The sequence below is a fragment of the Myxococcales bacterium genome (assembly GCA_016699535.1).
Classification (GTDB): Bacteria; Myxococcota_A; Polyangia; order Polyangiales.
The window spans coordinates 998,351-1,012,474 of the sequence record CP064980.1 but is presented as its reverse complement, the minus strand read 5'-3'; the positions used below and the strand labels follow the sequence as shown (position 1 = coordinate 1,012,474).

Below are 14,124 nucleotides of genomic sequence, written 5' to 3'. Positions count from 1 at the left end.
TGTGAAGAGGGCAAGGTCGGAAGGGTGCACCGGGTGCTTTGGCCGCGGAGAATATGACGGTGCATATTGATACGCGTGTGGATGCGCATGTCCGGACACGCGGTGACCTTCATCTGACTTACGATAATGTGAACGAAGAAGATGAGATGCGCATGCTCGATGCGCTTTCCTTGGGCCGCTCGCTTGAGGCCAAAGAAGTCTTCATTGCCACTTTGCTTACCCCGACGGTGATTCGCATTGACCGGATTGATGTTAATGAGGCCAAGGTCTTGGCCTCGGTGGCCTTTCGAACTTCGGATACTTCCGAGCCTTCGCTGAGCCAAGTCGCTAAGGCTCTGAAAGACGAAGTCTCGATGGACTTTACCGGCCCCTCGCCCAAAGAGACGGCGACCTGGCAGCCCAATGGGCCGCTTGAGTTCTCGGAGCTAAGTGAGGATGGCTCGCTTGCGGAAGACGACTCGTCTCCAGGCGTGCTTGGCTATGTCTCGGCGGCCTTGGCTTGGCTGCGCTCGGCACAAGCTGGGTGTTTTACGGCATCGCCGCCTCCAAAGTCAGCGACTTTGAGAAAGCTCTGCCATCGGATACGAATTACTTATCCTTGCAAGACAGCGCCAATAACTCTGTGCTTCCGCCGTTGTTGATTGGCGGCTCTGGCGCGCTGCTCACGACTCTTGCGCTGCCGATGTTTTTGCCCAGCGATGACTCGCTTCCGTGGTGGAGTTTTGCTTTCCTTGGAGCCGGCGCTGCCCTTGCCGCCACAGGCGCTGTGGTGATGCTTTCAGAAGATTGCGATGGCCGCGTGTGCACCAATACGCGCGACAGCCAAGCCTTAGGCGGTTTGCTCATGGAGCATGCTGTCCCGCTTCTTTCGGTGCCCTTCATCTACGCCATTCGCGCGCTCTTTGATGAGAGCGACGATGCGCCGCTGCCTTCTGCTCGCGCTTCTCGTGACGGCTTTATGCTTTCGCTTTCAGGCAGGTTTTAGTCATGAGAGGGCTTAGCTTTTTTGCAGCGCTCAGCTTTTGCTTTTTCGCGCAAAGCGCTTATGCTGATACTGTGCTAGTCCTTGAGCCGCTCAACAATCCTCAAATCAGCTCCGAGCTCTACCGCACCGCCAAAACCTCCATCGTAGCGACCCTCGCCTCTTACGGTCATACGGTCCTCACTCTTGAGCACCGCCGCATCAAACACAAACTAAGCGAAACGGATAAGCGCTGCACCTCCGTCCTGTGCGCCGATGATGCTGCCAAGCATGCCAGGGCCGATGCCGCCATCACCTGGACCCTGTGGTCCGAAGAAGCTGTGCCCACTTCCATCGCGCTAAACCTCACCACCCCATCGGCCAGCAACTACTCCGTCAAACAAGACATCCAAGCAAACGACCTCAAATCAGCAGCCCGCGAAGCCTGTAAAGAGGCCCTAACCAAATACCAAAAAGGCTCAGGCCCCTTCCTCAAAGTCGAAGGCACACCGGGAGCACGCCTGCTCATCGATGGTATCCCCACCGGCATCCTCCCCTATCACAAACGCATCGAACCAGGAGAGCACCACATCAGCGTCGAGCTCAACGGCTTTGATACCTACAACACAACCCTCATCATCCCCAAAGACAAAAGCTTCGAGCGCACTGTATCAGCCAACCTAGAGCCCATCATGCAGACGCACTACCCGTGGCTGATGTCGGGTGTGCTCGTGGGAGCGGGCGCTGCGCTCACAACGATTGGCGCCATTGGGCTTGCGCAGGGCACAACGTGTTCATCCTTGGAACCTATCACTGGCACTTGCATTGAAAATGAAAAGCCAAATGCCATTGCATGGGTGGAAATGGGTTTAGGTGCAGCTTCCATCACGGCCGGCATAGTTTGGTTTTTTATCGGCCAATACCAAACACGTGCGCCAACCGAAAAAGAAGACAACAATTGCACGTAAACCTCTCACCCACATCCATATCGCTTCAGGGGAGTTTCTAAATGCTTAAAGTAATTCATTTTTCTTTTATGTTCGTCTTTTTCTCTTCCAGCCTTTTTGCCTGCAACCGCTCAACAGAAGACCTCTGCCAAAGCGACAACCCTCCCGCCGGCTGCTTCGTCTGCACGAGTGACGACGATTGTGAGGGTGAGACTCCCGTCTGCGACATCCCCAACAACACCTGCGTCGAGTGTAAAACAAACGCCGAATGCTCAGGCGAAACCCCGCAATGCAACACCACATCCCAAACCTGCGTAGCCTGCCTCGACAGCACCCACTGCACCGACGCCGCCGCCCCCGTTTGTGATACCACCACAAACACATGCACCGGCTGCACCGAAAACACCGACTGCGACGGCATCACCGGTAAACCCTTCTGCAAAAACGAATCCTGCGTCCAGTGCACAGTAGAAAACGAAGACGTCTGCAACGGAAACAGCTGCAATCCAAACACCTTCGAGTGCACCACAACAAAACTAAACGACGTAGCCACCTGCGAACCCTGCGTCACCGACACCGAATGCATTACCGATCACAAATGCGTTCCCATGCTCTATCAAGAAAACAACTACGGAACCTTTTGCATGAAATTAGAAAGTGCAAACTGCGGACAACCTTATAAGGTCATACTCAGCAAAAAAAGTGTTCTGGCAGCGGAAAATGATACGACCGAATTGTTCTGTGGTATTAATGAAGATCTCAATACCTGTGACGCCATGTTGGCTTTCAACACAGAATGCAATGCTTCGAGCATTTGTGTTGTTGATGGGAAGAAGTCATTGGCGCTATCTGTCGCCGCGTGAATGGAGCGCCAAACACTTGCACATACTATTGCTCATCTGCTCTGCAGTGTGAAGACACTGTTGATTGCCCACCATCCAGCGGGGGTACACCGCAAGATGAAAATAGGTTCTGTGGTTATACATCCAACTGAACCAATAACACCTGCGCCCTAGACCTAATGTGAAGTTATAAAACTCTAGATAGTTTGGTTACATGTTTATCAATAAGAGTTCGGAGTGCGTTCCAAGCAGGTTCGTAGGACATGATTTCTGTGTATTCCGAGCTAAAAAAGCCATTAACGATATCGCGAAGTCGTGACCAATGCTCCGCTTCAAAAAAGTATGGCTTCTGATCTTTTTGGAGATTACCGGGAAGTTTCTCACCATCAACTAGTAAAAAGGTTGGATCAGGCGGCGTTGTCGGTTGGTAGCCCAAAAAGAGTCCCATAAATCGTTGCAAAACTAACAATTTTTCATCTTGCTCTTGCGCAGAATTTAGGCATGTCAAAACCTCGTTGAAATCACTTTCGGGTCGCGAGTCCAATATAGAACAACTGGAAACATGAGAAAAGGACAAACTTTGATCAGAAAAGAATGGAGAATTGCTCTTAGCGAGATCGGATATTTTTCAGTAATTCTATCCCGAGACCAATCTTTGTATAGTAAATCATGTAGCGTGTCACGATGACGTGTGGCGCTTTCCTCCTTCTCTGTGTTGCCAACTAACATGCGAGCAACCTCAGCAAGCCACACCATGTCATATTTAGTGGACAAATTTTCAAACACCAACTCCTTCAGTAAATCATTTCGATCTTTTCGTTCTTCACGGGACAACAATGCGATCGCAACGCCTGCGCACGTCACTGACGAACGCAAAGGTCCTAAAATTTCTGTTTCAGAATTTGGCACTAACAAGGCAGTTGCCGCTAAGAGCTTGTTAATCAACTCTCGCAACGATTCTTTGTCCTTTTCTACTAGACCATCTTTATCCAGCAGTCTCTTAAGGTATTTTTCTTCAAGCTCGTTGAGTACACTATAAAGCCGTGATCGTTCTGTTCTATCGAGACGCGCGTCGCCTCTTTGAGCTTCTTTTGCTTGTTCTGACCATTTTCGATTGCTTCCTAAAAAAGTCCGAGAAAGAATATTCTCAAACTTTTCGTTCATAATAGCTGTTTCCATTAGAGCAGACCTTCGATCTCCCGATTTAACGGTTCAGGGTCGACATCCTCAGGTGAAGTGCTTCCCTCCAACCACGCAGAAAGCACACCAAACTCGCGCAAACGTCTTGTTCCATTGGGTTCCACACCGTCTTGCTGATTGTATTGGTGTCCGAAAGGCTCATTAAGAAGCGGACGCGTTCGAGGAAAAAGAAAAACAAACCATTTTAACTCGTCACGGCGGTATGTAGTGAGATCATTGATTCTTGCTAGCTCATCTCCTTCAACCGTCGAAAGGGCGAGTATATCCTGTAGCTGAAGCTCCTCAAATCCAGGGCCGCCGTCGGTAAAAGAACGCGGTCGCCTGGCGATAAGGTCACCCAACTCCGGCCAAGATAGCCAAAGCGCACTTGCCACAAGAGCGTCCGTGCCTGATAGTCGCATATTTTGATTCGTATCCCGTTGAACCAGTGGTAATTTCACTATTAGAAGGTTGGAGAGCCGCTTTGCATAACGCGTTGTTTTGATCGTTTTGAAAACACTTTCAATAACAGGATGATGGTCTTGGTTCTCTTGTTCGATAGGGGATATCCATCCACGTCGAGAAATACTTTGTATAGTTTCAAATATTGTGCGCTGGATCTCCAAGCTCAATTCGTGACCTTTTGACAGCGAAAACGTTACCGGAAAATTTCGACAACCATCCGTCCCGGCCTTCTGGTCTGTCTATACCTGCCTTTGTCAGTAGACGAACAACCTCTTCTCGATCAAAGAAAGCTACCACGATCACATTGTCGACGTCCGCGAGGTGTTGATCAGCGCCATCACTAAGCGAGCGCTTTCAGGGCTCAATCTATCGATTTCGTCGATCATTACCCAAAGCCTTACTCGGTGTTGTTCGAGAAGCGGCTGAAGGCGATTCAACAAATCATGCCTTAATGATGGGATCTCTTTTCACCAATTACATCAGGCAAAGATAGTTTCCGAGCGATAGCAAGTAGCGGAGCAAGTTGCGCGCGTACATCTTGAATATTATATTCTAGCTCACTGCCTAAATCCTCAAAAAATGCTGCCATGAGACGCGGCGAGGAAGGGTAATGCCAAGGCTTGAACTCAAAAATAGCAGGACGAAAGCCGAAAACATCTCCTTGATTCTTTACTGATGAGTTCTTGTGATATTCGACCAACAAATTCTTGAAAGAAGTCTTTCCAGTTCCCCATGCCCCTTCAACACCAATTGAAATGCTTTCTTGAGGATGCGCCATTATCAGTTCATACAACTTCTTGATCTGTGGTTCACGGTTAAACCTATCTTCGTTGGCACGTTTCACGGGCCGGTCAGCTATTAAGTTGGTATTTTTGATTGTGAAGTTTTCGATTCGCCGTAAACATCGACCAAGGCCAGCTGTAATCCAGGGAAGTGATAACCAAACAACGACGCCTAAAGGGAGCCAACACAGATAGTTGCTCCTTGCAAAAATCGGCAACGTGCACGGCGAATCGATAACCAACAATGCGACCAGCAAACCGATGCAAGTTCCTACCCCAATATAGGTTTGAGGCCTTCGTAAACTATTTGCAGACTGAAAAAAGACTGGAGCACCGTTAGTTCTGGCCACTCGTTTAAGGGAGCAGAAGTCACGAAGTGGATGAGGGGAAACGAGCGCCCCCGGGAAGATCGTTATCCAGACCAAACAAAATAAACCTAAAGGGCCATGAAACCACGTCTCTTTTAGTATTTCGTGCATTGCCTCCAGGTCGATGTCGCCGGGTAGTTTTACCCAAACGACAAAACCAAACACCACAACACCACCCAACCACCCTGGCCACCACAAAAAGTACCTAGAAACGCAAAACGTTGGTCACTGTTCTGTTCTTTGTCATTCATTAAAAGGCCGCCTCGTAATCAAGTTTTTCAAACTCGATAATTTGCTCGAGTAACTCTGGGAAATATAAGCAGAACTCGTCTGCTCCTAAAACTACTTGTATCTGTTGCGGGATATCACCTTCATGCTTATAGGGATAAAGCTCGGCGAGGTGCTTAACTGAGGCCAGGATCGAAAGCCAGATGACGCCGTGTTCTGATGATATATCGTAGGCGCAAGGTGTCATGGCTCGGATAGGAGACTCTGCCTCGTGCGCAGTTTCGATTATTACTTTTTTTTGAAGCGGCGTTAGCCAAAGGTTTTTCGATTTTATATCTTCAAATGTTTTCTGAATCATTTCGAGCGTCTCAACAGTTGGTTGGCAGTGCACAGAAAGCTTACTCCAATGGAAAGAATTTCCTTGGATAGATTCGACCAAGAAACCCAATATCCTGCTGCAATCGGAGTGAAACTTTTTCTTTTGTTTTTTCTTTTCTGATTGCCGAAAGAGCCCAACTAAGCAGACCAGAATTATAAGCTCGAGAAGAAAGCCAAAGATTTCTGGATAAAGATTGCCGATGAAATACTCACACCTTTCGTCGCTTGCAGTTTGAGCAAACAACACCCAGGACAATGAACCCACGATCAAAATAACACCGAGCACTATAATCCAACCATAGTGTCCTAAGGCGGCAGACTTTATTTTATTGGCGAAGGTGCTCATCGGTTTGATCTTTGGGTGTTGAGTTTGAATAAATGGTCGAGAGTGTGGGTTTGGAAATCGTTGCTTTGATCGGTGTAGAGGGATTGGGGTTTGGATACAGGTGGAGTCGTTGGTTTGGAAAAGATGTCGGATCGCTTCATGGATACAACTTATCATCAACACCAACCTTAGTGCCTTCAAACCCGTGTCCATGTGACTCCTGACGTTTTTCAGGCACTTTTCATGCCACTCCTGTCTTGTTTTCAGTGCCTTTCATGCCATTTCTGTCATGCCGCCTCTAGTGCCTGCTTCCTTATAGTAGAGCGTGCCGCCTTCAGGTCGAGTGTGAAGAGGGCAAGGTGGGCCGGGTGCATCAGGTGATTCTGGCCGCAGAGAATATGACGGTGCATTGATACGCGCATCGATGCGCATGTGCGCACGCGAGGCGATTTGCATCTACCCTACGAAGACATCAGCGAGTTCCGGCGCATCTTCTGAAATATCCAGCCCGCGATTCTGAGCAATACGAGCATTGTAGGTCACTAACGCGTCTTTTGGGCTCCTATGAACCAAGTCACCTAGCTTGGAAAGGATCGTATGTTTCTTCACAAATCGGGTCCACGAGTTGTTGAACACCTCCCCAGTGCCATTAGTGCAATGGGCGTGTCCATCGCAAAGTACGCTTTGTTCCATATGGCGGTGCCGTCATTTCTGTTGATGGTATAGGTGAAGACATTTCCCTCGCCATTTTGTTCAACAAACACTACCTGTCCATCAGCATTGCGGATAACGACAACTTCCTGCTGTCCGGCGTTTCCGAAGATCGCAGCACGATCTTCATCGATAATCAAAAATCGCATGATGTTAGGGTTTTTATCTTCTCCTAACATGTACTCCGCTGAGTTTGGTACACGTTTACTCAAACTCGCGATCACACTGCTGTCAAATCTACACGTAAACATATTGCCTACTAGTTGAGATTTTTCAAACGAAAATTATAAGCGCGCACAACACTCGTTTGTTCTGCAACTGCTGCATTTGCAAGAAAGAAAAACAAAAGCGTTACTAAAATAAGTGAACGACGAGCTCTGACGAGCGATAATGTAACCATGCTTCTATCCTTTTAAGAAATCTGAGAACGCTTCATAATTTAGCAGAGCTAGACCGGCTTACTCCACCGCACATGTTTCACTGCAGGATCCGAAAGAGGTGTCGAGTCGTCGCATGTGTGCAACTTTTTGGAAGTCCAATCACGCTTATTGCCCTGAAAAGCTGACAACACACGTCCTAAAGCCCACCACCATCTTCAACACCAACCTTAGTGCCCTCAAACCCGTGTCCATGTGACTCTGACGTTTTTTAGGCACTTTTCATGCCACTCCTGTCTTGTTTTCAGTGTATTTCATGCCATTTCTGTCATGCCGCCTCTAGCCTCTGCTTCCTTATAGTAGAGCAATCGCCTTCAAGTCGAGTGTGAAGAGGGCAAGGTCGGCCGGGTGCATCGGGTGCTTTTGGCGGCGGAGAATATGACGGTGCATATTGACACGCGTGTGGATGCGCACGTGCGCACGCGCGGTGACCTTCATCTGACTTACGATAATGTGAACGAAGAAGATGAGATGCGGATGCTCGATGCGCTTTCCTTGGGCCGCTCGCTTGAAGCCAAAGAAGTCTTCATTGCCACTTTGCTTACGCCGACGGTGATTCGCATTGACCGGATTGATGTTAATGAGGCCAAGGTCTTGGCCTCGGTGGCCTTCGAACTTCGGATACTTCGAGCCTTCGCTGAGCCAAGTCGCTAAGGCTCTGAAAGACGAAGTCTCGATGGACTTTACCGGCCCCTCGCCCAAAGAGACGGCGACCTGGCAGCCCCAATGGGCCGCTTGAGTTCTCGGAGCTAAGTGAGGATGGCTCGCTTGCGGAAGACGACTCGTTCTCCAGGCGTGCTTGGCTATGTGCTCGGCGGCCTTGGCTTGGCTGCGCTCGGCACAAGCTGGGTGTTTTTACGGCATCGCCGCCTCCAAAGTCAGCGACTTTGAGAAAGCTCTGCCATCGGATACGGATACTTATCCTTGCAAGACAGCGCCAATAACTCTGTGCTCCCGCCGTTGTTGATTGGCGGCTCTGGCGCGCTGCTCACGACCTTTGCGCTGCCGATGTTTTGCCCAGCGATGAGTCGCTTCCGTGGTGGAGTTTTGCTTTCCTTGGGGCGGGCGCTGCCCTTGCCGCCACAGGCGCTGTGGTGATGCTTTCAGAAGATTGCGATGGCCGCGTGTGCACCAATACGCGCGACAGCCAAGCCTTAGGCGGTTTGCTCATGGAGCATGCTGTCCCGCTTCTTTCGGTGCCCTTCATCTACGCCATTCGCGCGCTCTTTGATGAGAGCGACGATGCGCCGCTGCCTTCTGCTCGCGCCAGCCGTGATGGTTTTATGCTTTCACTTTCAGGCAGGTTTTAGTCATGAGAGGGCTTAGCTTTTTGCAGCGCTCAGCTTTTGCTTTTTCGCGCAAAGCGCTTATGCTGATACCGTGCTAGTCCTTGAGCCGCTCAACAATCCTCAAATCAGCTCCGAGCACTACCAAAAAGCCAAAACCTCCATCGTAGCGACCCTCGCCTCTTACGGTCATACGGTCCTCACTCTTGAGCACCGCCGCATCAAACACAAACTAAGCGAAACGGATAAGCGCTGCACCTCCGTCCTGTGCGCCGATGATGCTGCAAAGCATGCCAGGGCCGATGCCGCCATCACCTGGACCCTTTGGTCTGAAGAAGCTGTGCCCACTTCCATTGCTTTGAACCTCACCACCCCATCGGCGAACAACTACTCCGTCAAACAAGACATCCAAGCAAACGACCTCAAATCAGCAGCCCGAGAAGCCTGTAAAGAGGCCCTAACCAAATACCAAAAAGGCTCAGGCCCCTTCCTCAAAGTCGAAGGCACACAAGGCGCCCGCCTCTTAATAGACACCGTCCCCACCGGCATCCTCCCCTATCACAAACGCATCGAGCCCGGCGAGCACCACATCACCGTAGAGCTCAACGGCTTTGATACCTACAACACAACCCTCACCATCCCCAAAGACAAAAGCTTCGAGCGCACTGTATCAGCCAACCTCAGCCCATCATGGAAACGCACTACCCGTGGCTCGTCTCGGGTGTGCTCGTGGGAGCGGGCGCGGTGCTTGCAACGATTGGCGCCATTGGGCTTGCGCAGGGAACAACGTGCGCAACACGAGGACAACTGACGGGTGCTTGTCTTGAAGAAGACAAACCTCGCAATGCGATTGCCTGGGCCGAAGTTGGACTCGGCGCAGCCTCCATTACCGCAGGCATCGTTTGGTTTTTCTTAGGACAATATCAAACACGTGCTCCGACCGAGACGCAAAGCTCCAACGACATTCAAGTTAAGCTCTCACCCACATCCATTGAACTTCGGGGGACATTTTAAATGAAAAGATACATCATACTTTCTTCCATCCTCTTTTCTTTTTTTCTCGGTCTATCAAGCTGTAACCGCACCACCGAAAGTCTCTGTAAAGGCGACAATCAACCCATCGACTGCTTTTACTGCACAAGCAGCGACGCCTGCCCAACAGACAGACCCTACTGCGACACCACCAACAACATCTGCATCGTTTGCGATAACCCCGACGGCTGCCTTTCTTGTTTCCAAGACGGGAATTGTTCTGATGCGCTTCCTCACTGCGACTTGAACACAAACAAGTGCGCGGAATGCTTGGAAGAGGCTCATTGCACCAACAACTACCGACAACACCTGCAAACAATGCACCGTCGATAATGAAACAGCATGCGGCACTTTTGTTTGTGTTCCAGATACCAATGAATGCTCCAACACGGACGAGAAACAGAGTGCCGATGCATGCGAAGTATGCATTACCAACACCAATGCAAAACGGGTTACAATGCATTCCGATGGTGCATAAAGGCGACGACCATGGTGCTTACTGCTTAAAATCGGAAGATGGTAACTGCTCTCGACCTTACGGCTTCGGCATCATTCGGCAAACCATCACCGACGATAGTTCTGTGGAAGGACAACAATATTGTGGAATTAACGAATCAAAAACAACTTGCGAAGCCGTGCTAAAAGCAAACGACCCATGCTCAAGTGCGACCGAGTGTGGGTCCGTGCCTGGAGACGCTGTATGCGATACAGTTGGCATAACCGGCCCACTCTGCAGTTATCCTTGTGCAGACGATTTCGAATGCACTGGCACACTAGGCTGCAACGGTTATTGTGGAGCGCCTTAATTTTTCTTGTTAAAAATTCTACGGATTTTTGAGAAACACGACGCAACGCCGAATGCTTCGATAATTCATTTTTCTTTTATGTTCGCCATTTTCTCTTCCAGTCTTTTTGCCTGCAACCGCTCAACAGAAGACTTCTGCCAAAGCGGCAACCAACCCGCCGGCTGCTTCGTCTGCACCTCCGATGCAGATTGTGAAGGCCCAACCCCCGTCTGCGATACCACCACCAACACCTGCGTCGAGTGCAAAACAAACTCTAACTTCCTTTTTGAGCCAGAATTCTCTACTTCGCAGTGGTCCGAAAATGTGATTTCACGTCTTCATAGGTAGGCGGAATTGGTTGCTTGTCCCAGGGTGGCGGCTCGAGATCGTAGCCGTGTCGGCGCGAAGCGCTCTTACAACCCACCCACTTGAACCCTTGAGATTCAAACACTTCGGATCACTACGTTCACGAAACAGCTTGTTCAATAGTGACGGACTACAAAAGTCTGTCGTGATCACAAAAATGTCACTATTGGGCCGCCAGGCCCGGACCGTCCCTGGGATTCTCGACGGGGCTAAGGATCGATCAAACATCGCCGCTACTTCTCGCCGGTAGTCCCGTGCAAAACGTCTCATCCACGCTCGGGCGGCGTTGCGCAGGCGGCGAGACTTACGATGCGCACTTTGCAGGTTTCGTTTTCGTTTCACAGTGCAAACGTTTGCAGGACAATTCTGTGGTAGCTGCTGCTCTTCTTCTAACGCTGTCCACAACATCCATGCAGCATATGAACCCATTTTTGAACCAAACAGTTGTCGAAGATATTCCTCTGAAATGTCTGCTGTCCGCGCATACGTGGCTCATCGATCAACACGTGTGCTGATCGGAGCGATGTACTGTGCCTGAAAGCGGCCACACTCGGGTGGGATGATCTGGCACAAGGGCTTTAGCTGTTCGTGTTTATCGAAAGTCGCTGGTGCACTTTGCGCAAGCTCCCACTCCCCTGACTGAATCAAGGCGTGTTCGGCCTGTTGCCACTCTTTAAGCCATGCCTTGAGTGCAGCTTCTCTTTGAGGAGCTGTTCGCTCAATCTCAAGTTGGCGAGCTATTCTAGCATTTTCCCTTTTTTTTTGTTCCGCTGCTGCTGCTCGACGTTCAGCTCGCTTCTCAACGGTCACTCTTATACCAATGCCGCAAATCGCCAATAATAGAAAACCCACTCCCACACTTGCTATACGGACAGCAAACCACTCCCGCCGTTCCCACCGCGCTGCTATTTTTGGTGCCCAGCAGTATGCCGATTCAAGCAAGATTACGGCAGCCAGAAACGACCACCAGGAAAGGCTATCGCGGCGATAGCAACCGTAACGATTCCGATAACAACTAACCACAACTTTGCCTTGCGTGGGTTGCCCGTGTGCATTTCTGTGCACTATGATGGCATGCAGGACAGTGAGTCCAATTAATTGCCAGAGCCCAGTTCGTGCCTGTGACGAGAAAGGTGTCAAAAAGGTGTCAGCAACCGTCTTGTGTCAGGTGTCGTGTCAGGTGTCGGGTCGCTTCATGTAGACAACCTAACCCGCTTTGAAGTTGGACAACAGCGTCGATGCAAAACCAGAGATAAACCAAGTTGTCTACATGAAGCGACCCGACACCTATTCGACACCTATTCCATGTCGTCTTCGCAAAAACTACGGTATCAAAATGGAAGTTCTTCGCCGGCCTCGCGGTAAATGCGCGTGAGCATTTTATAGGTGGGATTGGATTTGCCCGGTGTTTCCAGTTTTTGGAGCTGTTGAACCGGCATTCCCAGGCGCCTAGCAAAACGTGATTGATTTAGCCCAGCACGCATGCGCAAACTTCGTATACGCAAGGCAATCCGCACCTCATCACTGGGTTCAAGCCAATACAAATCTTTGCCTTTGCGACGCCTCGCTTCCGGGAGCTGCCAGTCTGGATCCTGCGCTTCTTGCAGATATAGGCTGAGCGCTTCGGCTGCGTTCACCTTTGCTTGCTCCAAGGTGTCGCCGGCACTAAAGCAACCAGGCAGATCCGGAAACTCCACAGAATAGCCATCGCCGTCTTGGGAAATCTTTGCTTGGTACTTCATCGAAGCTTCACTCCTGACTGCTTTTCGATCGCTTTGAGCAATCCCTTTCCGAGGTCTTTGTTTCCATGGACCGGAACCACAACAATAGTGTCTCCCTTGATCATTTTCACATGCGAGCCTTGCTGGCCTTTTCGCTGCCAACCCTGAGCCAACAAACGCCTGATGACTTGTTTTCCAGAGACCGGCATTAATCAGTATACAGCATAAATGCTGTAAGTCAAACAGCATTTGCAGCTGATTTTATTGGGTTTTTTATCCAAAAAGGCGCTTGTTTCTGTTTCATGCACACGCCCTGAGGCAATCGAAACGGCTTTGGGATTCGTGAATCGCAACAAGCCCGTTTGCCAAACGCAGATATAAGATTTCATGCCGTTGTTATCGGCCAACACACTTCAAAGTTGCGTTGCCTAGAAAACAAAATGCGTTGTCAGCTTTGTTGCCTCTTCCTTGCCTCACCGTGGCCCGAAATTGGCCCGATAAATGGTTCAACTTGCATGTAAATCTCCTTCTTGACGCCTGTAGTTTATAAGCTACAATAAGCTATGGAGCCAGTTGTTCAACAGATCGTAGCTAGTGTTCCATTTGTTGAGTGGCTTGGCGCTCTAAAGGACAAACGTGCAAGAGCAAAAATTAGAGCAAGAATCAACCGATTGGAACTCGGGAACTTTGGCGACTGCAAATCAGTCGGTGGAGGCGTCTCAGAGCTACGCATCAGCTTTGGCCCAGGCTACCGGGTTTATTTTGGAAGAGATGGTCAGACCGTAGTCGTCTTGCTGTGTGGCGGTGACAAGAGCTCACAAGCCAGGGACATCGAGAAAGCAAAGCTTTACTGGAAAGAGTACAAAGATGAAAACAGTTAAGTACAATGAGTTGCTGCACCAACAACTGCAAGATCCTGAAGAGGCCGCTGAGTATCTCACTGCGTGTTTAGAAGAATCCGAAGAAGTTTTTCTTCTTGGTCTGCGGCACGTAGCCAAAGCTTTAGGCGGCGTCGATAAACTGTCTCAAGAAACTGAACTCAACCGCGAGTCTCTCTACCGCATGCTCTCAGAGCAAGGCAACCCTCGCCTATCCAGCCTCGGCGCCATCCTAGCCCAACTCGGTATCCGCATCCGTTTTGAACCTGCCTCAGATGAGAAACGCGTCGCCTAGACATTGAGCTAACATTGCGTCACGCAAGTCGCTTCGCTTTGCTAAAGTCAATCTTTATGCCGGGAAAGGCAAAGGATGCATTCTCTGTCTAAAGCTCATCGACAAACTTGGTCCTTAATTTGTTTTAATTTGGGGCCG

General features: G+C 49.9%; 22 protein-coding genes. 11 read left to right on the top strand and 11 right to left on the bottom strand.

Features of this window, described 5'->3' with window-relative positions:
• Window positions 1–59 precede the first annotated feature (59 nt).
• The 4 genes from IPJ88_04835 (at window position 60) to IPJ88_04820 (ending at window position 2,771) form a co-directional block, all read left to right on the top strand.
• The gene (locus IPJ88_04835) at window positions 60–641 is read left to right on the top strand and encodes a hypothetical protein (protein QQR91061.1); all 582 of its coding nucleotides are present in this window, start codon (window positions 60–62) and stop codon (window positions 639–641) included.
• Window positions 623–985 carry a hypothetical protein gene (locus IPJ88_04830; GenBank protein ID QQR91060.1) on the top strand — a complete coding sequence of 121 codons (363 nt, stop codon included), beginning with the start codon at window positions 623–625 and terminating at the stop codon, window positions 983–985. Before IPJ88_04835 ends, IPJ88_04830 begins: the two co-directional genes overlap by 19 nt.
• Window positions 986–1,056: 71 nt before the next feature.
• The gene (locus IPJ88_04825) at window positions 1,057–1,929 is read left to right on the top strand and encodes a PEGA domain-containing protein (protein ID QQR91059.1); all 873 of its coding nucleotides are present in this window, start codon (window positions 1,057–1,059) and stop codon (window positions 1,927–1,929) included.
• 41 nt (window positions 1,930–1,970) lie between these two features.
• The gene (locus tag IPJ88_04820; protein QQR91058.1) at window positions 1,971–2,771 is read left to right on the top strand and encodes a hypothetical protein; all 801 of its coding nucleotides are present in this window, start codon (window positions 1,971–1,973) and stop codon (window positions 2,769–2,771) included.
• Window positions 2,772–2,937: 166 nt separating this feature from the next.
• Here IPJ88_04820 and IPJ88_04815 read toward each other — a convergent pair whose 3' ends face one another.
• The 7 genes from IPJ88_04815 to IPJ88_04785 form a co-directional block, all read right to left on the bottom strand.
• On the bottom strand, window positions 2,938–3,210 hold the full coding sequence (locus IPJ88_04815) for a hypothetical protein (GenBank protein QQR91057.1): 273 nt from the start codon (window positions 3,208–3,210) through the stop codon (window positions 2,938–2,940).
• 44 nt (window positions 3,211–3,254) lie between these two features.
• Entirely contained in the window at window positions 3,255–3,929 is a 675-nt protein-coding gene (locus IPJ88_04810; protein ID QQR91056.1) for a hypothetical protein, read from the bottom strand.
• Window positions 3,929–4,351, bottom strand: a complete 423-nt coding sequence (locus IPJ88_04805; protein QQR91055.1) for a hypothetical protein — start codon at window positions 4,349–4,351, stop codon at window positions 3,929–3,931. The genes IPJ88_04810 and IPJ88_04805 overlap by 1 nt, the downstream gene beginning before the upstream one ends.
• 491 nt (window positions 4,352–4,842) lie before the next feature.
• Complete coding sequence (locus IPJ88_04800) at window positions 4,843–5,712, bottom strand: hypothetical protein (protein QQR91054.1); 870 nt, start codon at window positions 5,710–5,712, stop codon at window positions 4,843–4,845.
• Between the two features lie 82 nt (window positions 5,713–5,794).
• On the bottom strand, window positions 5,795–6,496 hold the full coding sequence (locus tag IPJ88_04795; protein ID QQR91053.1) for a hypothetical protein: 702 nt from the start codon (window positions 6,494–6,496) through the stop codon (window positions 5,795–5,797).
• Between the two features lie 435 nt (window positions 6,497–6,931).
• Entirely contained in the window at window positions 6,932–7,084 is a 153-nt protein-coding gene (locus tag IPJ88_04790; protein ID QQR91052.1) for a hypothetical protein, read from the bottom strand.
• Complete coding sequence (locus tag IPJ88_04785; protein ID QQR91051.1) at window positions 7,081–7,365, bottom strand: hypothetical protein; 285 nt, start codon at window positions 7,363–7,365, stop codon at window positions 7,081–7,083. The genes IPJ88_04790 and IPJ88_04785 overlap by 4 nt, the downstream gene beginning before the upstream one ends.
• A 642-nt stretch (window positions 7,366–8,007) precedes the next feature.
• Here IPJ88_04785 and IPJ88_04780 point away from each other — a divergent pair.
• The 4 genes from IPJ88_04780 (at window position 8,008) to IPJ88_04765 (ending at window position 9,923) form a co-directional block, all read left to right on the top strand.
• On the top strand, window positions 8,008–8,277 hold the full coding sequence (locus IPJ88_04780) for a hypothetical protein (GenBank protein ID QQR91050.1): 270 nt from the start codon (window positions 8,008–8,010) through the stop codon (window positions 8,275–8,277).
• A 359-nt stretch (window positions 8,278–8,636) separates the two neighbouring features.
• A complete protein-coding gene (locus IPJ88_04775; protein QQR91049.1) occupies window positions 8,637–8,933 on the top strand; it encodes a hypothetical protein in 297 nt (98 codons plus the stop codon).
• Window positions 8,934–9,003: 70 nt separating this feature from the next.
• Entirely contained in the window at window positions 9,004–9,720 is a 717-nt protein-coding gene (locus IPJ88_04770; protein ID QQR91048.1) for a PEGA domain-containing protein, read from the top strand.
• Window positions 9,654–9,923 carry a hypothetical protein gene (locus IPJ88_04765; GenBank protein ID QQR91047.1) on the top strand — a complete coding sequence of 90 codons (270 nt, stop codon included), beginning with the start codon at window positions 9,654–9,656 and terminating at the stop codon, window positions 9,921–9,923. Before IPJ88_04770 ends, IPJ88_04765 begins: the two co-directional genes overlap by 67 nt.
• Window positions 9,924–9,977: 54 nt before the next feature.
• On the opposite strand, the gene IPJ88_04760 is transcribed toward IPJ88_04765, so the two are convergent.
• Window positions 9,978–10,316 carry a hypothetical protein gene (locus tag IPJ88_04760; protein ID QQR91046.1) on the bottom strand — a complete coding sequence of 113 codons (339 nt, stop codon included), beginning with the start codon at window positions 10,314–10,316 and terminating at the stop codon, window positions 9,978–9,980.
• Between the two features lie 65 nt (window positions 10,317–10,381).
• On the opposite strand from IPJ88_04760, the gene IPJ88_04755 reads away from it, so the two are divergent.
• Window positions 10,382–10,747 (top strand): hypothetical protein, encoded by a 366-nt coding sequence (locus IPJ88_04755; GenBank protein ID QQR91045.1) that lies wholly within the window; start codon window positions 10,382–10,384, stop codon window positions 10,745–10,747.
• Between the two features lie 837 nt (window positions 10,748–11,584).
• Here the strand turns inward: IPJ88_04755 and IPJ88_04750 are convergent.
• The 3 genes from IPJ88_04750 to IPJ88_04740 form a co-directional block, all read right to left on the bottom strand.
• Window positions 11,585–12,115, bottom strand: a complete 531-nt coding sequence (locus tag IPJ88_04750) for a hypothetical protein (GenBank protein ID QQR91044.1) — start codon at window positions 12,113–12,115, stop codon at window positions 11,585–11,587.
• 308 nt (window positions 12,116–12,423) lie between these two features.
• On the bottom strand, window positions 12,424–12,834 hold the full coding sequence (locus IPJ88_04745; GenBank protein ID QQR91043.1) for a type II toxin-antitoxin system HicB family antitoxin: 411 nt from the start codon (window positions 12,832–12,834) through the stop codon (window positions 12,424–12,426).
• Entirely contained in the window at window positions 12,831–13,022 is a 192-nt protein-coding gene (locus IPJ88_04740; GenBank protein QQR91042.1) for a type II toxin-antitoxin system HicA family toxin, read from the bottom strand. Before IPJ88_04740 ends, IPJ88_04745 begins: the two co-directional genes overlap by 4 nt.
• A gap of 354 nt (window positions 13,023–13,376) precedes the next feature.
• Between IPJ88_04740 and IPJ88_04735 the strand changes: the two genes are divergently transcribed.
• Both IPJ88_04735 and IPJ88_04730 read left to right on the top strand, forming a co-directional pair.
• Window positions 13,377–13,694: a type II toxin-antitoxin system RelE/ParE family toxin gene (locus tag IPJ88_04735; protein QQR91041.1), complete on the top strand. Its 318-nt coding sequence runs from the start codon at window positions 13,377–13,379 to the stop codon at window positions 13,692–13,694.
• The gene (locus IPJ88_04730; GenBank protein QQR91040.1) at window positions 13,681–13,986 is read left to right on the top strand and encodes a putative addiction module antidote protein; all 306 of its coding nucleotides are present in this window, start codon (window positions 13,681–13,683) and stop codon (window positions 13,984–13,986) included. The genes IPJ88_04735 and IPJ88_04730 overlap by 14 nt, the downstream gene beginning before the upstream one ends.
• Window positions 13,987–14,124: the final 138 nt, after the last annotated feature.